This window comes from Kangiella sp. (assembly GCF_014762745.1).
Taxonomy (GTDB): Bacteria; Pseudomonadota; Gammaproteobacteria; order Enterobacterales; family Kangiellaceae; genus Kangiella.
The window spans coordinates 16,191-38,213 of the sequence record NZ_JABURJ010000047.1; the positions used below are offsets into that span (position 1 = coordinate 16,191).

The following is a 22,023-nucleotide window of genomic DNA, read 5'->3' on the forward strand; positions in this document are numbered from 1 at the left end:
GTGGATGAAAAATTAAAGTATCGTTTAGTGGGTGCATCAGTCATTCTGGCATTGGCCGTTTTCTTTTTGCCAATGATTCTCGATAGTGAGAAGTACCGCTCGCAGATACAGTCACAGATTCCAGCTGTGCCCAGTGAAGAGGATGCTCGTCGCAATAAAGAGCAGAGTATTCATAATATTGAAGGCCAGAGATCAAACCTGAATGGGCCGGTTGAAAAGGGGCCATTGGTCATTAACCTGGATGACTCAGAAGAAGAAACTCAAAAAGAAACTGTTCAAATAAAAGAGCCTGTCGCAGTTGTTGATAGCAAGCCTCAAGAAGTACAAACTGATATTAACAAGCAGGGCGATACTTCTGCTGCTGAAGGCAAAACAGAGTCTACGAATGAGTCGGCTCTAGCGGACAATAAACAGCAACCAACTACAGCAACGGAAGAGCAGAAACCATCGCAGTCAGAACCGGTAGCAGAGATCACAGAAAAGCCCGCACCTGATGTCAAACCAGCCGCTGAAACGGTTGTCGCTCAAAATCCCGAGCAGAACAAAACTACCCAAGCTACAAAGGAGCCACAGTCAAGCTCAGAGAATGAATTGGCATTTTCGGATAGTGCCTGGTTGATTCAAATCGGCTCCTTCTCTAACAAAGAAAATGCTACACGCCTGGTTAATCAGCTTAGAGGTGAGGGTTATAGAGCTTATCAGAGAGTCGGCGACGGCTATGCGAGAGTTTATGTTGGCCCTTATCCAGTCAAAGGTGAGGCGGATAAGCGTACCTCGGTGCTTGAAAAGCTGGTTGGCGCAAAGGTCAAGGTTATCGAGTTTGATCCAAAGCAACATTAATCATTTCACCTAACTGTCAGCTCTGTTAAAATAGCGGCCAACACAACACATTAGCCTCCTGAATGATTTGGGTCGATTGGGTTATCCTTGCCATTATTGGCATTTCAGCTTTAATTAGCTTACTTCGTGGTTTCGTGCGTGAAGCCATGTCTCTAGCTGGTTGGATTGCAGCTTTCTTTGTCGCTAAAGGCTTTTACGAGCCGCTTGCCGAACTTTTTGTCAATCATATCGAAACTAATAGTCTTCGCTTAGGCGTTGCCTGGGTGTCGCTTTTTGTGGTGACACTGGTTATTGCTGGTATTGTTAATTATATGGTGGGTCGAATGGTTGATGCCGCAGGCATGAGCGGGACTGATCGATTGTTGGGCATGATTTTTGGTGCTCTGCGAGGCGTGTTGATAGTCGCATTAATTGTACTGGGTTTAAAACAGTTTACCCCAGTACCGAAGGATGAGTGGTGGGGGCAATCCAGTTTATTGCCGCATATGGAAATGGTCGCCCAATGGTTTTATGAGCAACTTGGCGAGGTTGTCCCTCAATTGAAAGAGGGCGCTGAGCCACCAACCGAAATAGACGAGCAAAAGTAATATGTGTGGTATTGTTGGAATCGTAGGTAAAAATCCTGTCAATCAAAGCATCTATGATGCGCTAACTGTTTTACAACATCGTGGCCAGGATGCTGCAGGTATAGTGACTACTGATAACGGTCGTCTTTACTTACGTAAGGATAATGGTTTGGTTCGTGACGTCTTTCATACACGCCACATGCGTCGATTGACAGGTAACACGGGTATAGGCCATGTCCGTTACCCCACCGCAGGAAGTTCCACCAGTGCTGAAGCTCAGCCGCTTTATGTGAATTCGCCTTACGGTATTACATTAGCTCACAATGGTAACTTAACTAACTCTGATCAGTTGAAAGAAGAACTATTTTCCACTGATCGTCGTCATCTCAATACCAACTCTGATTCAGAAGTTCTTTTGAATGTATTGGCTCACGAGCTGCAACTTAAAGACAAAAATCAATTAAGCCCTGATGATATCTTCGACGCGGTTGGTAGTGTTTTTAAGCGCTGTAAAGGTGCCTACGCCGCAGTAGCATTGATTAATGGGCACGGACTTTTATGTTTTCGAGATCCGAATGGTATTCGTCCCGCAGTATACGGTAAACGTGAAACTGAGCAGGGCACCGAGTATATGGTTGCTTCTGAATCAGTTGCTTTAGATGCGCTTGGTTTTGATCTAATTGACGATATCGGCGCTGGCCATGCAGTGTTTATTTCCGAAGATGGCACCATGCATGAAAAGCAATGCTATGAAAACAGTGAGCTAACACCATGTATTTTTGAGCATGTTTATCTTGCTCGTCCTGACTCAATGATTGATAACGTATCAGTCTATAAAGCCCGTCTGCGTATGGGTGAGAAGTTGGCAGAAAAAATTCTACGCGAATGGCCTGATCATGACATTGATGTGGTGATTCCTATTCCAGATACTTCACTGACCTCCGCGGTCCAATTGGCGCATGAGCTTAACGTTAAAATGCGTCATGGTTTTATCAAGAACCGTTACATTGGCCGCACCTTTATTATGCCTGGCCAACAGATGCGTAAGAAGAGCGTGCGTCAAAAACTTAATGCCATTGAGCTTGAGTTCCGGGATAAGAATGTGTTGTTGGTGGATGACTCTATTGTCAGAGGAACAACATCCGAGCAAATCATCGAAATGGCCCGCGAAGCTGGGGCTAAGAAAGTCTATTTTGCTTCTGCAGCACCTCCGGTTCGTTTCCCTAATGTTTACGGTATTGATATGCCGGCAGCGAGTGAGCTGGTTGCACATGGCCGTACCGAAGAAGAAGTCGGGCAGGTTATTGGTGCAGATAAAATGATATACCTTGATATTGAAGGTATGGTCGAAGCGGTTCGTGAAGGTAATCCTTCAATTAAGCGCTTTGATTTATCAGTATTTACTGGTGAATACATTACTGGTGATATTGATTCGGACTATCTGGATAAGTTACAGCAGTTACGTAATGACTCAGCCAAAAAGACTAAGGATATTGAAGAGGTTGAGGATGCGGCAATGGTTATGGATTTACATAATCAATAGCGAGGCATTATGCGCTTTATTATGAAAGGCCTTCTACGTCTACTCGGCTGGAAACTGGTAGGTCAGTTACCGGATGAAAAAAAGTATGTAGTGATCTTTGCGCCACATACCTCAAACTGGGATTTCGTTTTGATGCTGATGGTTCGTTTCTGCTTTAAAATGAAAGTGGCTTTTTTAGGAAAGCACACTCTATTTAAACCGCCTTTTGGTTGGTTTTTTAGAATGTTTGGCGGTATTCCGGTAGAGCGCTCCTCAGCCAATAAAGTCGTTGACCAAGTTGCTGAAATCATCAGGCAAAGAGACGAAATACAATTTGCACTTGCTCCTGAGGGTACAAGAAGTTATAAACCCTATTGGAAGAGCGGCTTTTATCATATCGCCCTGAAAGCAGAAGTTCCTATCGTCATGACGTTTCTTAATTCGAAGACTAAAGAAATTGGCATTGGAGATTTGCTAAGACCGACAGGGAATATTGAGCAAGACTTAGATGTGATAAGGGCATTTTATAAAGATAAAGCAGGGATAAAACCAGAGTTGGCGAGTGAGATACGATTCGACGACAAACGATAATCAACAAACCGGCCTGATGGCCTGGCGCAGCAATATTGTCTGCGCTTTTTGTTTTTCCGTACTATTTCTTTTTTTCCTCCCAGAAATTAGCTATTCAAAAAATAGCTTGCAGCGCATAAGGTTCCACACAAACAATATTGAAAATGGCTTAAGCCAGAGTACTGTACTTAGTCTTGCCCAGGATAGTCTTGGGTATACCTGGATTGGTACTCAGGATGGACTTAATCGCTTTGATGGATTTGAAAACACCGTCTTTCGCCATTCTCCGACTAACTCCGAAACCATAAACTCTCCTACCATTAGCAGCCTGCTTTTTGATGGCAGAAGAACTTTGTGGATCTTGACCCCGCAGGGATTGGACAGTATTGATGTTCACACGCTTAAAGTCACTCACTGGACAGATTCACTACAGAACCTGATGGTAGAAAACGCGACCAGTTCCACAGTACCAACAGAAGTCTGGTCGATCTCGCTTAATCAGGACAAAACCTTATCCGTGTTGGGTACAGACTATTTCGCCACTATTGATGTCGAGAATAAGACGGTTACTCAAAATCAGCGGCTGACCGATTTTATTGAAGGAAAGAAGCTGCAAAAGATGACCGTTATCGATCAGCGTATTTACTTCATTAAAGATAATTGCATTCTTCATGTTGATTTTGGTGGCTCTCAACGCAAAGAGTTCTGCGCTGACGGAATTCAAAAGCTCGAAGATTTTTTTGTATTTCCGGAACTGCCTGAGCACATCTATTTCAGCCGAGACACAGGTTTTTCCCGGTTTATCATTAACGATGGAGAGTTTGAGCATTTTGAGGTTTTTGATTCTAAGACGCAGTCATTGGTGGAAGTAGAGTCCATTTTGCCTGATGGTAGTGGTTTCTGGTTGGCAACAATAACAGGGTTGAAATATTGGGAGGAGTCTGAGCAGGCAGTTGTTAGAGAGTATCATGCCAATTTCAGCGATAAGCATTCAATAGCCAGTGATTACACCATGTCCCTGATGAGAGGCTTTGATGGTCTTATCTGGTTGGGAACTGGCCTTGGTGTTAATTACTGGGATTCCAGAGAGCAGTTTATCCATTTACTACAAAAGTCAGAAGCTGCAAAGTTTGGTCGAGATAACATAACCACTTCGATACTCAAAGATTATCAAGGCCGTTTATGGATGGGGACTGAGTCTTCTGGAATATACCGCTACGACGAAACCTATACCGAGCTTCATCACTATTCATCCTTGCCTACTAAAGATGGTCTGGTTAATACGGGTTATGTTGCCGATATGCTGGAAGATAACAATCGAAATCTGTGGCTGTTAACCGGAACCAGTCTTTTTATTCGACCTTATGGAAATGATAACTTCTTATCGCTTACCAGCCTGGTTGATACAGATGGGCAGCATGTTAACTTAACGGATCTGGCAACTATCATTGAAGATCGCAATGGCCATATCTGGTTAGGTGGGGCGCAGGGGTTTTTCAAGATTATACTTGATAAGCCTGTGGGTGAAGAGCTCAGCTCAGATGATGTGGTCATTGAAAACCTGACCGATAAATTACCTTCAAGCTTTGTCCAGTCAAAGTATGGTGTATATACCATGTATGAGGATTTGCAGGGCTATATCTGGTTAGGTGGCTCCCGAGGTTTGATTCGTTTCAGCCCGTTGACTTTTGATATCCAGTATTACATGAGCAATCCGAACGATCCCGAAACTCTTTCCAGCTCAGACATCAATGTGATTTATGAGGACCTATTGGGTGTCTTATGGGTTGGAACAGTAACAGGGCTTAATCGAGTTCGCTACAACGTCAATGGTGAGGTCTATTTCCAGCGGATCACAGTTAATGACGGCTTTATAAACGATTTTATTTGTTCAATTTTATCAGACGAGCTTGGCAACTTGTGGGTTTCTACTGCAAATGGTCTGGTCAAGTTTCATCCGGACAAGGGCCGACCTGTAAATTACACCTACTCTGATGGTCTGCAATACAGTGAGTTTTTTGCCAACTCGCAGTTTGTTGATAGCGATGGGTATTTATACTTCGGTGGCTTGAATGGTATCAGTTATTTCAAGCCGGAAGAAATCGTTATTGATAAAAAGCATCAACCCATCAAGGTTACTGAGGTCATTCAGAATAGTGAAAGACAACCTCTTCAGGTGGATCAAAACAGCAACCTTTATACTTCCAATATTCAGTATGGCGAAATAACGGATATCAAGTTTACCGTTTTCAACTATATCAATGCTAAAAGTCTTGAGTTTCGCTATAAGATCGAAGGCCTGACAAATGACTGGATTGACTTGGGTAATTCGCGACTGATTCGATTGCACTCTGTTGAGCAGGAAAACTTCAATATTAGAATTCAGGTGCGTTATGAGGACGGTGACTGGAGTAGTAAGGAAGCCCAGCTAAAAGTCACTGTAAACAAAGGATTCTGGCGTAGCACTAAAGGTTTTGCGCTGTATTTTATCGCCTTATCCCTGTTTGTCTTTATCGTGTTCTTCTATATTTACCGTAGCATTAAAAAGGCGCTTCGATTAAAAGAGCGCTTGTTAAAAGAGTCTGAATCAAAAAGTCAGATGCTGCTTAAAGACAAAAAGTCATTGCTGTACCGTGTTGAAGATTTGCAATACTCACTATCCGAACAACGCTATCAGGTTGAGCTACTTTCGTCCAAGCTTGAGCAGTCAGAGGTTAATGATCAGCTTACAGGTTTCAGAACTCGAAGTTATCTCAAGAGCAGCATTCAGCAGGAACTGGATTCCATTTTATCAACATGGCGTGATAAAACAGAGTTACAGGGTGTGCACCTTGGCGTCTTTGCGGTGGATATCGACAACCTGGCAACCATTAATCAGCAATACGGACAGCTTTGTGGTAACGAAATTATTAAACAGCTTGCTGATTGTTTAAGAACCATCTGTTACGGCACTGACACTCTTGTTCGTTGGCAGGGTGCAACCTTAGTGGTATTAAGCCGAGGTATTGAAAAACGTGAGCAAATGTTGCTCGCCGAGAAAATCAGAAATATTGTTGCCTCAAGGAAGTTTGATCTTGGCAATGGTAGTACTATTGATGTCACCTGCAGTATCGGTTTTACTCGCTTCCCGTTTACAGAAAACATTGAAAAGCCTCTAACCTGGGAGCAGATAATTTATGTAGTGGAAAAGGCTCTCGCTGTCGCCAAGAAAAATAGCCGCAACGCATGGATTGGTATCTTCGCCAATCAGTTTACTCGCAGCTCCGAGTTGGAAGCTAAGTTAGCATCGGACCTGCCAGCCTTGATTGTAAGTGGTCAGCTTGATTACGTATCCTCGATACCAAAATCGAAAAAGCTAGTGTGGCTTTAAGATGAATCGGCTTTAGTGTTGATGATGTATCAAGTGCAGGATAAAGAGTAACACTGTAGCCACTACAACCCCCGCCATAAAATAGCCTTTGTGTTTAATGACGAAACCATGCGAGTGGTGGGCGTCTACGCTGTGCTCATGGTGATGTTCAACAGGCTCACCTTCATGTATCACTGAAACAGGAACTGAGTGGTCATGATGATGGATATGGCCGTGGTCATCAACATGGGGTCTGTGGATGATGACGTGTAGCAAGGTTCCTGAAATAAACGCCTGGAAGTAATCGATAATATTGTTATGCAGCCCGGTAAGCTGTTGCTCACCAGCATAATAGCCAATTACTGTGGTAATAAACATAAAGCCAAACACCAGCCAGGTTCTAAAGTTTCCCCACTGTGGCTGCACAATCCACCAGATACTTAAACCTACCACTATACGATGCAGAATCACGGCGTAGGCAAGCATTGGGTTGCTGTCGCTGGGAACAATTGCAGCACCGTCTAACATTGAGTGGATCATCAGGCCACTGATACCTAAAAAGATTGCCAGGCTATGAGCCTTGTCTGCTGCCTTTCTAAAAGTAACCTCTATTAAGCCCGGGCCAAAAAAACCGAGTAGAACTGCTGGGATCAGAGCATAGCCAATGTGTTCCCAGATAGCTGGCAAAACGTCGATTAATAACAGTCCACCCACCGATATTAATACAAAGGCAAACAGAAAGTTATCGAGTCTTCGATTATAAGGAAACTGACTGACCAGAAAGGGGCCAATCAGCAGGGCAACCAGGCTAAGCGCTAATAACATCAATCGATAACCTTGCCTGGATTCATGATCCCGTTCGGGTCAAAGGATTGTTTGATTGCCTTAAGGTAGCCGATTTCTGTTTCGCTGCGGCTGTAGTTAAGGTAAGGTTTTTTCAAAAGTCCTACCCCATGTTCGGCAGAGATACTGCCGCCCATTTCCTGTAGCAGGCCGAATATCTTAGGATTTACCTGCTCGCAAGCACGGGTAAACTCTTCATAGGGCATATCTTCTGGAGCAAGAATATTAAGGTGGAGGTTGCCATCACCAATATGCCCGAACCAGATCACTTCAAAGTCTGGGTAATCCTTAGCAACGATATCATTCACAGCTGTCAGGAAGTCAGTAATTTTTTCAGGGGTGACTGAAACATCGTTCTTATAAGGTTTTCGCCCCGAAATCGTTTCAGAAATAAACTCTCGATATTTCCACAATTCTTCAACCTGTTGCTGGCTTTGGCTCATGACTCCATCGAGAATTAATTCATCATTAAGGCCATTTTCGAACTCTGATAGTGCGTCATTTAAAATATCTTCGCTACTGGCATCAAACTCTAACAGGCAGTAATAGGGCGCTCTTTGCTCAACGGGGCAGGGTAGACTGTGATGCGCCATGACTTTTTCCAGAGCCTCATCTGAGAAGAACTCAAAGGCAGTCAGATCAAGGGCTTTCTGGAACTGTTGCAGAATCGGCATCAGGCTATCAAGGTTTGGTATGGCTAACAGCAGAACCGTTAAATTAGCTGGCTTGCGTGTTAATTTTAGAGCGGCTTCGGTAATGATGCCCAGAGTGCCTTCGCTACCAATGAAAAGATGGCGAAGGTCATAGCCGGTTGCATTCTTGATTAGGCCTTTATTAAGCTCAAGAATATCGCCTTTGCCTGTTACCACAGTTAATCCCTGCACCCAGTCACGTGTCATTCCATAGCGAATAACCTTGATACCACCTGCATTGGTCGCAATATTGCCACCAATCTGGCTTGAGCCACTGGAAGCAAAGTCGACCGGATAGTAAAGGCCCTGCTCATCCGCATATTGCTGAATCTGCTGAGTAATAGTGCCGGCCTGACAATGGATCTGTTGGCTGCCGGCATTAAAACCAAGAATTTTGTTCATCTTGTCTAGCGCGACTACAAGCTCACCGTTGGCGGCAACTGCGCCTCCACTCAAGCCTGTTCTGCCACCCGACGGAACAATCGCCACCTGATTCTCATTACCCCACAACACCAGCTTTTGCACCTGTTCGGTGGTCTTAGGCAGCGCAATTGCCATTGGTGCGGGCTGTTTGATATTGGTCCAGTCTTTACCGTAGTGGTCAAGCGACGTCTGATCGGTAAGCAGGCAATCATCATCAAGAATTGTGCGTAACTGATTGATGTAAGTATCTGAAGACATGAGCAATTTATAGGGCTGATGGAATATGCAAAATAGGCGCATATTGTGCCAGAGCTGGCCGCCAAAAGGAATGCGCAAGGGGGCCTGTTTGTTGAATTTAGTAATTTAAATGAAAAACTACGAACCTGAATTTCAGGCAAAAAAAAAGCTTCTGTCATGCAGAAGCTTAAAATAATCTTATCAATACATCATACGATTCTGTCATCAACACATAAGTATTCAAACATATCGTAAGGGGGACGGAAGTTGGTGGGTGGTACTGGGCTCGAACCAGTGACCCTCGCCTTGTAAGGGCGATGCTCTCCCAACTGAGCTAACCACCCAAATTCCATCTGTTCGCTAGGAACGGGGCGCATTATAAAGTGGTTATCGGGTAGGTCAATAACTTTTTAATGAAAATCTTAAAAAATCTTAATTTTGATTAAGTTATGAACGTTATTCTGTCAATAAGGAGGATAACAAATAACTGAAAGTGGTTTTGTAAAGCAGGGCCTCTTGCTAGAATAGCGGCACTTTTATCTCACAATCTTAATAGACCGAATATGACTGTAAAAACACGTTTTGCTCCAAGTCCCACAGGTTATTTGCACGTTGGCGGTGCTCGCACAGCACTTTACTGCTGGCTGTATGCCAAAAAGCATCAGGGTACTTTTGTATTAAGAATCGAAGATACTGACCGCGAACGCTCAACTGATGAGTCAGTACAGGCCATTCTTGATGGTATGGAGTGGTTGCATTTAGAGCATGACGAAGGTCCTTACTACCAAACCAAGCGTTTTGACCGCTATAAAGAAGTCATTGATGAAATGCTCGAAAAAGGCCAGGCCTATCGTTGTTACTGTTCAAAAGAGCGCCTGGATGCCCTGCGTGAAGAGCAGCAGGCCAATAAGCAGAATATCGGTTATGACGGCCACTGCCGTGGCTTAAGCGAAGCTGAGCAGGATATGTCGAAACCTCATGTTATCCGCTTCAAGAACCCGAAAGAGGGTGCCGTGGTATTTGATGATTTAATCAAAGGCCGTATTTCAGTGAACAATAGCGAAATAGATGACCTGATCATTGCTCGTACTGATGGCACGCCGACTTACAACTTTACGGTTGTGGTGGATGACCTGGATATGGAAATCACGCATGTTATTCGCGGTGATGACCATGTCAATAACACACCTCGCCAAATCAATATGATTAAGGCGCTGGGTCGTGAGGTTCCATTGTATGCTCATGTGCCAATGATCTTAGGTGATGATGGTAAACGTCTATCTAAGCGTCATGGTGCAGTCAGTGTCATGCAGTATCGTGATGATGGTTACCTGCCACAGGCATTGCTTAACTATCTGGTTCGTATGGGTTGGTCGCATGGCGATCAGGAAGTGTTCTCAGTTAATGAGATGATCGAGTACTTTGATTTATCAGACGTCAATCGCGCGCCTTCAGCGTTCAATACCGATAAGTTGAATTGGTTGAATCAGCATTACATGAAAGCTTTGCCAGCAGAGGAAGTGCTTAAGCATTTGCAATGGCACCTTGATCAGCAGGGTGTGGATGTTAGCAATGGCCCAGATGTTAAATTACTGATTCCCGAAATGGCTGAGCGTGTTAAAACGCTTAAAGAGTTAGCAGCAGCGGTTCGTTACTTCTACCACGACTTTGAAGAGTTCGATGCTGGCGCTGCCAAAAAGCATTTACGCCCCGTGGCTAAAGAGCCTCTAGAAGTTGTTAAAGCCAAACTGGAACAGGCAAGTGACTGGACAGCAGATGCTTTACATGGCCTGGTCAGCGCCACAGCTGAAGAGTTAGACCTTGGCATGGGTAAAGTTGGTATGCCGCTTCGAGTAGCTGTTACAGGTGCTGGTATGTCGCCAGACCTGGGTATCACTCTAGAGTGGATCGGAAAAGAGCGCGTTATAAAGCGAATTGAGAAAGCTCTTGTCTTTATTGCCGAACGAGAAGCGCAATCCTGATTAATACTCTTTAAAAGTTAAATCCATCTTCTTCACTCCCGTGAAGGCGGGAGTCTATATTTGGACTATTTTTTCGCTTTTCAGCGAGTTCCTTTTCTTTGCTTGTCCAAAGAAAAGGAACCAAAAGAAACGACACCCCGATATTGAGGTCACGCTTTGCGTGACTACCTGCGTCACTCCCAAAATACTTAACGCACCAGAATTTACATCACATCCCTGTGCTGAAAATTCTTATCAAAATCATCCACGATTTTGATTGCTATATTTTGTACGTGCCTTAGCTCAATATAAGGGGGCTTTCGGTGCAGAACCAACCACATTCATTTTACTTTGACTATTGGCGCAGCATCCTAGGCATACAAGTTAAATTGTATCTATTTAGACTCGATACTCTTAATCGCGTTTAGTATCTGTTTTGCGTGTGTGCCGTTAAGGTCATCAACACCTGCAGTAATAGTGTATTTCATACCACCAACGTAGAAGTCAGATGCGATTACCGACTGCCAGTGTGAAAGCGGGAAGACCTGATAGCATTTTTTCGCTGTACGACAAGTGTAATGTGTGTAACCACCCGCTTTATGGTTGTCGTCTAGCGTTAAGTATTTTTGCTCTTTATTGGCAGCACCTGCACGATAAAGCAGAGTAACATTTTTTAAGTCTTTACGGCTTTTATCATGGTTAAAGCTTGAACGCTCTGCTGCGTAACCGCTGATCACCATGTGAAGGTTGTTGTCTTTAATGGTGTAGCTGACAAAACCTTTTGGCATGATCGAAGGTTTGATGTTCCAGTGGCCAGGTATGGTCATGTAGTTACTGGCACCTATATTGACTGATTTTGTTGCAGCAACTGGTTTGCTTGGAGCTGACTCGGGTTCTGCTACCGTTGCCGGTTTACAGGCAACAAAAAGAAGTGTTGAAAGCGCAAGAGTTAGTGTTTTGGCTAGATGTTTTGTCATCGATAATTACCCAATTGTTTGTTGAACTATGTTACTAATTTATGGCTTCAAGTTTTGCTAGGCCCAGTGTTCGTCATACGCGTCTCGTTCACCTACACTAAACCGTGCTCCTTCCGCCAGAATATGCATTTGCAGGCCGAACAGGGATATAGGATCTCCGCTCCCCGCTGACCCCATCGACGAGTACTGTAAATTGCAGGGATCTATTAAGGTAGCTGCGCCACCTCCGTAAACCTCCAGCTCGTCATTAGGGCTTATAAACAAAGCCGTACCATCATCAATTCCAACCCCGATGGTAAATGGGTTGTAAGACAAAGCTGTTAATAGTCTGCCGAGCCGTCCTTGCTGTTTAAAATGATAATCCACCATAAAGCGGTTAGTCAGTCCCAAACCGGGCGCCATCGTTACCCCCGACTGTCTTGGGATGTTGGCTTCCTCACCACCAGCAATCATGTGCTCGCTGAGCAGGGCTGCGGCACCAAATAATCCGGCAACATGGGTGCCATCGGCATTCATTTTGCGAAGCTGCTTGGCTAACCCTGTGCCACCAATTAATGTTGAAATCTGTAATGGCCGCTCACCAATAATAATTACCAAATCAACTCCAGCGAGGTGCTGTAACGTCATTGGGCTAGAAGCATCCTGGCGACTTCGGACAATGTGTGTTTCACATTCAACAAAGCCATTATTAAGTAATACTTCCCCAAGAGAGGTTTCCTGCGGTTCTTCACTGACGTTTAAAATTAGTGCCTTCGCTTTCGCGGTCAGACAAAGACTGCGCATTTTTTCAGCAACTTGATCGCTGACTGAGTTCAGGCATCCGCCGATTGGAATAATGTAACCACGTTCAAACTTGCCGCTACCTTGTGATGGCATGAGTGATTCCTTCGAGAATAGTGTGCTTACTGGCTCCAAAGCTACGAATGCTAACGGGTTTTACTACCGACTTTGGCGGCAGGCTCCCTCTTATGTTGAAGTCGAGCATAGCACTAAATCTAGTTAAAAAATGTGGCAGAGTTAATGGTAATTGGATCTAAATCTATGATTGAAATCATTAACTTAACTACCAAACTTTATGTAGAGGCTGGTAACCTATTGATCCTGAAAGCCTCGCCAAAGTCCATAGACCTTAGCTACATTAGCACTGCCTTTAAATCAGCGTCAATAGTGCAGACTGTCTTAAACCTTTACAGACAAATTGTTTGTTGCTTAAATGGCAGACTTTCAAAATCATGGGACATTGGAATGAAAAAACATCAATACCTGATCTGTTCTCTGGCAGTTGTTACGGCTCTGGCCGGCTGTCAGCAGGAATCCGAAGACGTTGCAGAAAAACAACAAGCAGCTGAGGCTGCCAGTACGCAAGTCGATACTAAAGAAGTGGTTGTATCTAAAGTCGAGCAAGAAGAAGTTCGCAAGGCGCACAACCCTATTGACGATCATACTTACGGCAACCTGCATGAAGTTGATTTGAAGCATCTTGATCTAGACCTAACTGTAGATTTCGAAGCTAAGTCATTGAAAGGTTATGTTGACTTAAGTTTTGACCGCTTGCAGGATGAGGTTAGTGAGCTGATTCTGGATACGCGCGATATCAACGTTTCTAAAGTTGAACTCAATCAGAATGAGCAATGGGTTGCCGGTGAATTTGAGTTGGCTGAAAAAGATGAGGTGATGGGCTCTAAGCTGACTATCCAGCTCGAAGATGGGGTAAATAAGGTTCGTGTTTATTATGCTACCCAGCCACAGGCCAGCGGCCTTCAATGGTTAACTCCTGAGCAGACTGATGGTAAAAAGCATCCTTTCATGTATAGCCAGGCACAAGCTATCCATGCCCGTAGTTTTGTTCCTGTTCAAGACAGCCCTGCCGTGCGTATTACTTATAATGCTACGATTCGTACTCCAAAAGAGTTACTGGCGGTAATGAGTGCTCATAATGAGCCAGATACAGAACTTGATGGCGAGTATCATTTTGAAATGCCACAGGCGATCCCGACTTATCTGATCGCAATCGGTGTTGGCGATCTTAAATTTAAGGCAATGAGTGATAGAACTGGCGTATATGCTGAGCCGGCAATCCTTGACGCAGCGGTAGCCGAATTTGATGACACCGAAGATATGGTTAAAGTCACAGAAGATCTTTATGGCCCTTATCGCTGGGGTCGTTATGATCTATTGATCTTACCACCAGCTTTTCCTTATGGCGGTATGGAAAATCCACGTCTATCCTTTATTACACCGACTGTAATCGCTGGCGATAAAAGTCTGGTTAATCTGATCGCTCATGAGCTGGCTCATTCCTGGTCCGGCAACCTGGTTACCAATGCTAACTGGCATGATTTCTGGCTTAATGAAGGTTTCACTTCCTACGTTGAAAACCGCATAATGGAAGAACTTTTTGGTCGTGAGCGCGCACTAATGGAACAATCCTTAGCGGTTCAGGATTTACGTCAGGCAGTACAGGATTTGCCAGAAGAATATACGGTGTTGAATGTTGATCTGAAAGGTGCTGATCCTGATGATGCATTTTCAACTGTGCCATACACTAAAGGTCAAATGTTCCTGGTTTGGCTTGAAGAGAAGTTTGGTCGTGAAGTTTTTGATGCCTTCCTGGTTAAGTATTTCGATCATTTTGCATTCCAGAGTATCACCACTGAACAATTTAAAGCTTATCTAAAAGAGAATCTTTTGAATAAGCACCCAGATATTGTTTCCGAGGAAGAAATTAATACCTGGATCCATGAGCCGATGTTGCCAGAGATGATGCCTAATCCAACTTCTGATGCGTTTAACATCGTTGACGCTAAAACTAAACAGTTACTGTCTGGTGAAATTACCTTAGCTGAACTGGGTACGAAAGAATGGACTGTTCATGAGTGGTTGCATTTCATAAATAATTTACCAACAAATATGTCTAATGATGACATGATGGCAATGGATGCAGAGTTTAAATTGACTGAGTCAACCAATAACGAAATTGCTCATGCCTGGTTATTGCTTTCTTTACGCTCTGGCTACGAAGTAGTTATGCCTCGTCTTGAGAATTACCTGATCAGCATTGGCCGCCGTAAATTGATTGTGCCGCTTTATAAGCAGCTAATGGAAACGGAGCAGGGTGCAGAGTTTGCCAAGCGCGTGTATAAAGTAGCGCGCCCAGGCTATCACCCTCTAGCTCAGGCAACACTGGATGAAGTTGTAAAATAAGTATCAAGTGTTAGCAGTAAGTTGATTAAAGGCTTTCTTCGGAAAGCCTTTTTTTTGTCTGGAGTATCAAGTTTGAATATTTGTAACATCTGATAGAAGTGTTAGTCTAACTTATCATTATCGTTGGGAGCATGCTATGCAGCATCATGTTTTTAATAGACCAATAAAGACAATGCCTGACAAAGAGCAGGAGATTGCTACTTTTGCTATGGGCTGTTTCTGGGGTGCAGAAAAACTATTCTGGCAACAGTCTGGCGTGATTATGACCAGTGTTGGTTATGCTGGTTCTGATTTTAATAACCCTACTTATGAACAAGTCTGTAGTGGCTTGACGGGGCACGCTGAGGCCGTTCAGGTTATTTATGATCCCAAGGTCATTTCGTATCAGGAGCTTTTAACATTGTTCTGGGAAAACCATGACCCCACTCAGGGCATGCGTCAGGGTAATGATATTGGCTCACAATATCGTTCGGTTATTTTTTCCCGCTCTCAACAACAATTGGAGCAGGCTGATTCAAGCAAACAAGCGTATCAAAAACTACTGAGTGCCAAGGGCTATCCAGTCATTACCACAGAAATAGAACCTATCGGTCACTATTATTTAGCTGAAGAGTACCATCAACAGTATCTCTCCAAGAACCCCGGTGGTTATTGCGGTCATGGTGGAACTGGTGTCTGTTTCATTTCAAATTAATAAATACCAATTTTAAAATAGATAGAGGAGTCACTTATGGCCCACATGAAGCCATTACCAGCCGATAGTCATCCAGAATTAGCAGATGATTTCAAGATTTTTGAAGATATTCTTGGCTTTGTCCCCAACAGCCTTTTAACCATGCAGCGTAGACCAAAGATGGTTCAAGCCTTTGGAGTTTTAACTAAAGCGGTGATGGATCCTGAAGGGGAAGTTGACCTGGGCTTTAAGCGACTGATAGCTCACTTCGCCAGTCGCGCTGTGGGTTGCCAGTATTGCGAAGCTCACTCTCTAATTGCTGCCAATATTCATGGCGTCTCGCAGGATAAGTTGGATGCTATCTGGGATTACCAGACTAACCCTTTATACACTGATGCAGAACGTGTGGCGCTTGATTATGCCCTTGCCGCTGGTTCGGTGCCAAATGCGGTTGATGATGAGTTGATGGAGCGAATGAGACAACATTGGTCCGACGGTCAGATCGTCGAAATTCTGGGTGCTGTCTGTCTGTATGGATTTCTTAATCGCTGGAACGACTCTATGGCGACCGATCTGGAGGAGACACCAAAGCTGATGGGAGAAAGAGTATTAGCTAAGGGCGGTTGGACTGGTGGAAAGCACACAAGATAGTTTTACTATAATGTTAAATTTGTGAGCTATGACTTGCTGTTATTTTAAAATTGGTGGATTATTGCTTATAGCTGATTAATAAACAAACAGCTCTTATCAATACACAACTAAGAATAAGGTGGAACTTATGGCAGGTAAATTTGTAATATCAAAAGGAAAAGATGGGAAGCTATATTTCGTGCTAAAAGCGGGGAACGGTGAAACCATCCTACAAAGTCAGGGCTACAGCTCGCAGTCAGCCTGTGAAAACGGAATTGACTCGGTGCGCAAAAACTCTTTAAACGCAGATCGTTTTTCAAAAGAAACTGCAAAAGATGGTCGCTTTTACTTTACCTTAAATGCTACTAATGGCCAGCAGATTGGTAAGAGTCAGATGTATAAGTCTGAAAGTGGTCGCAACAATGGTATTGTTTCAGTGGCTAAAAATGCTCAGGATGCAAAGGTAGAAACTGAAACCGAAGCATAAAATAGTCAGTTGCATGACTAAAAAGCCCTCATTGTTGAGGGCTTTTTAAGTTTAGTGACTTTTCTCTGATTGGCTGGTGAGGTAATCCATCACTGCAAATAAGAGTCCTGAAATAACGAAGGTGCCATGAATAAGAAGTTTCCACATCACTACATCGGTTTCAATAGCTTCCGGCATCTTGTCCAGCTGCATGTAGGTTCTCAGTAAATCAATACCTGAAATCGCAACAATCGAACTGATGAGTTTAACCTTTAAAGTTGAAAAGCCTACTTTGCCCATCCAGCCAGGCCTGTCTTCATGATCGGCAACATCAATCTTTGAAACAAAGCTCTCATAGCCACTGAAGATAATAATAATTAGCAGGTTAGCCAGTAGAGTCATATCCACTAACGCAAGAATACCCAGAATGGTTGCAATCTCACCGAGCTCTCCAAAGTGGGTGACCAAGTGCCAGAGTTCTTTGGCAAAACTGCCAAACAAAATAAAGATAGAAATAATCAGGCCGACAAAAAACGGTGCCAGAATCCAGCGGCTACCGAATAAAGCTTTCTCAAAGCCTCGTTCAATATTCTTCATTAATTCCCCGTGTGGTTTTTATTGATTTCGACTTATTCTAATGCAATCAAAAGGAAACTTCATAAAAAAGTAAGAATTTAATCCAGATGTATCAATACTGTCATTCTGCTGTTACTTAGCGCTATGATAATGAAGTCTTTCCAAACACTATGGATTAATCATTATGGTTGAGCAACAGCGTGACTTTGAAGATGAGGAAAGCTCCAGCAAAAAGCTGTATATTTTTCGACACGGCAAGTCTGACTGGGAGGCAAGGTTTGCCAGTGATCATGAACGGCCTCTCGCTACCAGAGGACAGTATGCTGCCGAAAATATGGGTAAGCACCTGGCGCGCATAAAACAGTTACCGGAACTGGTGCTATGTTCTTCGTCCGTTCGTACAAAAGAAACCCTGGCTCTGGCCATGGAAAGTGGTGGCTGGAAAGCGCAAGTGAAGTATTGTCGTGAATTGTACCTGGCCAGCGTTGAGGAGACTTTAGAACTCATACAGAAACAGGATGATGCAATACAAAAACTGATGATTGTGGCTCACGAGCCCATGTGTTCGTCACTCATAGCAGAACTGGCTATGGGTGCTAATGTTAAGTTTCCAACAGCTTCGGTTGCGCGCCTATCGTTTAAAGCGGATTCCTGGCGTGACGCAAAAGCTGATCGTGGGCGTCTGGATTGGCTTTTGACTCCCAAGGTACTGTTTAAGTAATTAGTACTTTGGTCGTTTAAAAAGCGACCGAAGCCGCTTTTATAGGTTCATACCGATACTTTAGAAGTACCAGTTTAAGAATACACCGATGTTGTTGCCATCAAAGGTTTGACCGGCTGCATCGTAATCGTAGTCTATATGAGTGTAACGAACGCCCCAGGCCCAGACGTCATAGTTGTTTTCATACTCAAGCACTAAGCCTAAAGCATTCTCAAAATCAGCGGAGCCATATAAGCCAGGTAAGTCGAGCTCCAGTTCTGGGTTTAGCTCATAGGTAAGACCTGCACCAAACAAATGTCCATTATTGTTAAGAGATGCGATCACAGTAAGTGGCACGCGGGAGAAGGTTGCGTCACCATTAGAGGCTGTAACACCGCCACTTTTATAGCCGATAGTGCTCTTTAGTGCCCAATCTTCGAAGTCTGCGCGAAAACCAAAATCGAGCCAGAAACCTTCCCCAGTCTTAACCTCATCACTTGAACCATCGTAAAAGCGGATGTTGTCTACTAAGGTTTCCCCACCAAAAGAAAAGCCACCGCCCAAAATACCTGAAATCTCAGCCTGTTCCTGAGCCTGTGATACAGTGCTGAATGCCAAGCCTGAAATTAAAAGTGTCGCAAGAGCAAACTTATGAGTTGTCATTTTTATGTCCTAATAGTTGTATAAAAAGGCTTGCTAATTATAGACTGTAGGTATCTGAATAGAAACTTAATGCAAAACTTGAACTTGCTTACCTGTGGCCCCATTTATGCCATAATGAACGAGACATTTTGCGAAAAGAAGCTGGTATGAGTAACGACCAAAACCAAAACCACAATCAAGATCATGAACAAGAGCATGAGCACGGCCTCGCAGTAGCCGATGCTAAACCCAAGCTCAAACAACCGCCCATGTATAAGGTGTTGATTCTTAATGATGATTACACCCCGATGGACTTTGTGGTGGATGTGCTGCGAAAATTTTTTACTATGGATACAGAACAGGCAACGCGTGTTATGTTGCAGGTTCATCACGAAGGGCAAGGTGTGTGTGGTGTTTTCACTCCTGATATTGCTGAAACAAAAGTAGTTCAGGTTAATGAGTTCGCCCGTGCTAACCAGCACCCTTTGTTATGTGTTATGGAACCGGAAGACGGTGAATAACTCAATTAAGCGTTACAGAAGGTAGGTGGCACTATGCTCGATAAAGCACTTGAACAATCATTGAACCATGCGTTTCACGATGCTCGTGAAAAACGTCATGAATTTATCACCATCGAGCACCTGATGCTAGCCTTGTTAGACAACAAAGATGCGCTTGAAGTCTTACGTGCTGTGGGTGCCGACATTGGCGTTCTAAAGTCCGATCTTGAGAAGTTTGTTAATCAAACCACCCCTCAATTTTCCGACGAAGATGACGAGTTTGAAATTCAGCCAACCATAGGATTTCAGCGAGTATTGCAGCGCGCAGTTTTCCACGTTCAGTCATCAGGTCGAGAGGCAGTCAGTGGTGCCAATGTCCTTGTTGCCATGTTCAGCGAACCTGAGTCGCAAGCTGTTTTCCTATTATCCAAGCAAGACATTTCCCGTCTTGATGTGGTCAATTACATTTCTCACGGTGTCAGTTCCGATGAGGAAGACTTTCCGGAGCTTGAACATGAAGAGGGTGAACAGGAACCTCAGGAGCCAAGACCACTTGACCAATATGCGGTTAACCTCAATAAGCTTGCAGAGCAGGGCAGAATAGATCCTTTGATTGGTCGCGCTAATGAAATCGAACGTGTGGTGCAGGTTTTATGCCGACGTCGCAAAAACAATCCATTGCTGGTTGGTGAAGCTGGAGTCGGTAAAACCGCTATTGCTGAAGGTCTTGCTAAACGGATTGTTGATGGCGATGTACCTGAAGTTATAAAAGACGCTGTGGTTTATGCCTTGGATTTAGGTGTGCTGTTAGCGGGTACAAAGTACCGTGGTGATTTCGAAAAGCGCCTAAAAGCAGTGCTCGCGCAGCTTAAAAAAGAATCACACGCTATACTGTTTATTGATGAAATTCACACCATTATTGGTGCTGGTGCTGCATCAGGCGGCACCATGGATGCGTCAAATCTGATTAAGCCAGTATTAGCAAATGGCGAATTACGCTGCATGGGCTCAACTACTTTCCAGGAATATCGCGGAATTTTCGAGAAAGATCATGCGCTTGCTCGTCGCTTCCAGAAAATTGATATTAACGAACCCAGCGTACAGGATACGATTGGTATTCTTGAAGGGTTGAAGGAGCGTTATGAACAGCATCATGGCGTTACCTACTCAAAACAGGCGATTCAGGCAGCTGCTGAGCTTTCGGCAAAGTATATCAACGATCGCCAGCTTCCTGATAAGGCCATTGATGTAATTGATGAAGCTGGAGCACGTCAGCGTATTCTGCCAGAAGAGCAACGCAAGAAAACGATTACCCCTCATGAAATTGAGCAGGTAATCGCCAAGATTGCTCGCATTCCTGAAAAGACCGTATCGTCATCTGATAAGAAGTTGCTACAGAATCTTGAGCGCAATCTTAAGATGGTGGTTTTTGGTCAAGATCAGGCAATTGAGACTTTATCAGAGTCCATTAAGTTATCTCGTGCCGGTCTGGGGCATGAAAACAAGCCTGTAGGTTCCTTCTTGTTTGCGGGGCCTACCGGTGTTGGTAAAACCGAAGTGACCAAGCAATTAGCACGCTTGATGGGCGTTGAGCTGATTCGTTTTGATATGTCCGAATATATGGAGCGTCATACGGTTTCACGTCTGATTGGCGCGCCTCCAGGGTATGTCGGTTATGACCAGGGGGGCTTATTGACGGAAGCGGTTAATAAAAACCCTCATGCGGTAGTGCTTCTCGATGAAATTGAAAAAGCGCACCCTGATGTCTTTAACCTGTTATTGCAGGTAATGGATCACGGTACACTGACTGATAACAATGGCCGCAAAGCTGATTTCCGCAACATTGTTCTGGTTATGACCAGTAATGCTGGTGCGCAGGAAATTATCAAAGGCAATATCGGCTTTAAAGAGCAGGATCGTTCGCGCAACAACGAGGAAGCGATTAACCGCACTTTCTCGCCAGAGTTCAGAAACCGTCTCGATGCGATAGTCTGGTTCAATTCGTTACCACAAAAAGTCATCATGTCGATCGTCGACAAGTTCCTGACCGAAGTTCAAGGACAGCTTGATGATAAGCAGGTGAACCTGCATGTGGACGATGCCGCGCGTCAGTGGTTTGCTAAACACGGCTATGACGAGAATATGGGTGCTCGCCCAATGGCCCGTTTGATTAGTGACAAGGTACGCCGTCCGCTAGCTAACGAGATTTTATTTGGTAAGTTGATGCAGGGCGGCGATGTTTATGTCAGCCTGAAAGATGATGAGCTTGATATTCGGATTGAGCCACACATGGAAAAGCTGCCGCAGGGAACATCGTAGCTTCTTATTCAAGCATAAAAAAAGGCGCCAACGGCGCCTTTTTTACGAATGCTTCCAATTAACGGGCACGGAAAGTAATGCGACCCTTGGATAAGTCATAAGGGCTGATTTCAACAGTAACAGTGTCACCAGTTAAGATACGGATGTAGTTTTTGCGCATCTTACCTGAAATATGTGCAGTAACAATATGACCATTTTCGAGCTCTACTCGAAACATAGTGTTCGGCAAGGTTTCTAACACTTTACCTTCTAATTCAATTACGTCTTCTTTCGCCATATTAAGCCCGTTTCTCCTCTTTGACTTTCAACAAAATGTTCAAAAAATGCGCGCGT

20 protein-coding genes and 1 tRNA gene are annotated in these 22,023 nt (G+C 44.1%); 13 read left to right on the forward strand and 8 right to left on the reverse strand.

The genetic code is table 11. The features are described 5' to 3' along the window. The 5 genes from HUJ19_RS03065 to HUJ19_RS03085 all read left to right on the forward strand — a co-directional run bounded on the left by HUJ19_RS03065 (position 1) and on the right by HUJ19_RS03085 (position 6,868). Positions 1-840: an SPOR domain-containing protein gene (locus HUJ19_RS03065; protein ID WP_290622216.1), complete on the forward strand. Its 840-nt coding sequence runs from the start codon at positions 1-3 to the stop codon at positions 838-840. A 62-nt stretch (positions 841-902) separates the two neighbouring features. Further along, a complete protein-coding gene (locus HUJ19_RS03070) occupies positions 903-1,427 on the forward strand; it encodes a CvpA family protein (protein ID WP_290622217.1) in 525 nt (174 codons plus the stop codon). Position 1,428: 1 nt separating this feature from the next. Then, a complete protein-coding gene (gene purF, locus HUJ19_RS03075) occupies positions 1,429-2,949 on the forward strand; it encodes an amidophosphoribosyltransferase (protein WP_290622218.1) in 1,521 nt (506 codons plus the stop codon). A gap of 9 nt (positions 2,950-2,958) precedes the next feature. After that, positions 2,959-3,519: a lysophospholipid acyltransferase family protein gene (locus HUJ19_RS03080; RefSeq protein ID WP_290622219.1), complete on the forward strand. Its 561-nt coding sequence runs from the start codon at positions 2,959-2,961 to the stop codon at positions 3,517-3,519. Next, positions 3,491-6,868, forward strand: coding sequence for a ligand-binding sensor domain-containing diguanylate cyclase (locus HUJ19_RS03085; protein WP_290622220.1), 3,378 nt, complete (start codon positions 3,491-3,493; stop codon positions 6,866-6,868). Before HUJ19_RS03080 ends, HUJ19_RS03085 begins: the two co-directional genes overlap by 29 nt. Positions 6,869-6,880: 12 nt before the next feature. Here HUJ19_RS03085 and HUJ19_RS03090 read toward each other — a convergent pair whose 3' ends face one another. From HUJ19_RS03090 to HUJ19_RS03100, 3 genes are all read right to left on the reverse strand, one after another. Continuing rightward, entirely contained in the window at positions 6,881-7,672 is a 792-nt protein-coding gene (locus HUJ19_RS03090) for a hypothetical protein (RefSeq protein ID WP_290622235.1), read from the reverse strand. After that, the gene (locus tag HUJ19_RS03095) at positions 7,672-9,063 is read right to left on the reverse strand and encodes an FAD-binding oxidoreductase (RefSeq protein ID WP_290622221.1); all 1,392 of its coding nucleotides are present in this window, start codon (positions 9,061-9,063) and stop codon (positions 7,672-7,674) included. Before HUJ19_RS03095 ends, HUJ19_RS03090 begins: the two co-directional genes overlap by 1 nt. Positions 9,064-9,310: 247 nt before the next feature. Continuing rightward, positions 9,311-9,386, reverse strand: a tRNA-Val gene (locus HUJ19_RS03100). A 219-nt stretch (positions 9,387-9,605) separates the two neighbouring features. Here HUJ19_RS03100 and gltX point away from each other — a divergent pair. After that, positions 9,606-11,024 (forward strand): glutamate--tRNA ligase, encoded by a 1,419-nt coding sequence (gene gltX, locus HUJ19_RS03105; RefSeq protein WP_290622222.1) that lies wholly within the window; start codon positions 9,606-9,608, stop codon positions 11,022-11,024. A gap of 374 nt (positions 11,025-11,398) precedes the next feature. Here the strand turns inward: gltX and HUJ19_RS03110 are convergent, their stop codons facing one another. Further along, complete coding sequence (locus HUJ19_RS03110) at positions 11,399-11,980, reverse strand: hypothetical protein (RefSeq protein WP_290622223.1); 582 nt, start codon at positions 11,978-11,980, stop codon at positions 11,399-11,401. A 57-nt stretch (positions 11,981-12,037) separates the two neighbouring features. Further along, the gene (locus tag HUJ19_RS03115; protein ID WP_290622224.1) at positions 12,038-12,856 is read right to left on the reverse strand and encodes a cyanophycinase; all 819 of its coding nucleotides are present in this window, start codon (positions 12,854-12,856) and stop codon (positions 12,038-12,040) included. Positions 12,857-13,225: 369 nt separating this feature from the next. On the opposite strand from HUJ19_RS03115, the gene HUJ19_RS03120 reads away from it, so the two are divergent. From HUJ19_RS03120 to HUJ19_RS03135, 4 genes are all read left to right on the forward strand, one after another. Next, positions 13,226-15,184 (forward strand): M1 family metallopeptidase, encoded by a 1,959-nt coding sequence (locus tag HUJ19_RS03120; protein WP_290622225.1) that lies wholly within the window; start codon positions 13,226-13,228, stop codon positions 15,182-15,184. 136 nt (positions 15,185-15,320) lie between these two features. After that, positions 15,321-15,878, forward strand: a complete 558-nt coding sequence (msrA, locus tag HUJ19_RS03125; protein WP_290622226.1) for a peptide-methionine (S)-S-oxide reductase MsrA — start codon at positions 15,321-15,323, stop codon at positions 15,876-15,878. A 36-nt stretch (positions 15,879-15,914) separates the two neighbouring features. Further along, complete coding sequence (locus tag HUJ19_RS03130; protein ID WP_290622227.1) at positions 15,915-16,508, forward strand: carboxymuconolactone decarboxylase family protein; 594 nt, start codon at positions 15,915-15,917, stop codon at positions 16,506-16,508. Positions 16,509-16,635: 127 nt separating this feature from the next. Next, positions 16,636-16,974, forward strand: coding sequence for a YegP family protein (locus tag HUJ19_RS03135; protein WP_290622228.1), 339 nt, complete (start codon positions 16,636-16,638; stop codon positions 16,972-16,974). A 51-nt stretch (positions 16,975-17,025) separates the two neighbouring features. Here the strand turns inward: HUJ19_RS03135 and HUJ19_RS03140 are convergent, their stop codons facing one another. Next, the gene (locus HUJ19_RS03140; RefSeq protein WP_290622229.1) at positions 17,026-17,550 is read right to left on the reverse strand and encodes a TIGR00645 family protein; all 525 of its coding nucleotides are present in this window, start codon (positions 17,548-17,550) and stop codon (positions 17,026-17,028) included. A 163-nt stretch (positions 17,551-17,713) separates the two neighbouring features. On the opposite strand from HUJ19_RS03140, the gene HUJ19_RS03145 reads away from it, so the two are divergent. Beyond that, positions 17,714-18,250, forward strand: a complete 537-nt coding sequence (locus tag HUJ19_RS03145) for a histidine phosphatase family protein (protein WP_290622230.1) — start codon at positions 17,714-17,716, stop codon at positions 18,248-18,250. 60 nt (positions 18,251-18,310) lie between these two features. Here HUJ19_RS03145 and HUJ19_RS03150 read toward each other — a convergent pair whose 3' ends face one another. Then, positions 18,311-18,892 (reverse strand): hypothetical protein, encoded by a 582-nt coding sequence (locus tag HUJ19_RS03150; protein ID WP_290622231.1) that lies wholly within the window; start codon positions 18,890-18,892, stop codon positions 18,311-18,313. Between the two features lie 146 nt (positions 18,893-19,038). Here HUJ19_RS03150 and clpS point away from each other — a divergent pair, with 146 nt between their 5' ends. Both clpS and clpA read left to right on the forward strand, forming a co-directional pair. Next, the gene (gene clpS, locus HUJ19_RS03155) at positions 19,039-19,392 is read left to right on the forward strand and encodes an ATP-dependent Clp protease adapter ClpS (RefSeq protein WP_290622232.1); all 354 of its coding nucleotides are present in this window, start codon (positions 19,039-19,041) and stop codon (positions 19,390-19,392) included. A 33-nt stretch (positions 19,393-19,425) separates the two neighbouring features. Beyond that, positions 19,426-21,690 (forward strand): ATP-dependent Clp protease ATP-binding subunit ClpA, encoded by a 2,265-nt coding sequence (gene clpA / locus HUJ19_RS03160; protein WP_290622233.1) that lies wholly within the window; start codon positions 19,426-19,428, stop codon positions 21,688-21,690. Positions 21,691-21,748: 58 nt separating this feature from the next. Here the strand turns inward: clpA and infA are convergent, their stop codons facing one another. Beyond that, on the reverse strand, positions 21,749-21,967 hold the full coding sequence (gene infA, locus HUJ19_RS03165; protein ID WP_012801389.1) for a translation initiation factor IF-1: 219 nt from the start codon (positions 21,965-21,967) through the stop codon (positions 21,749-21,751). Between the last annotated feature and the right edge of the window lie 56 nt (positions 21,968-22,023).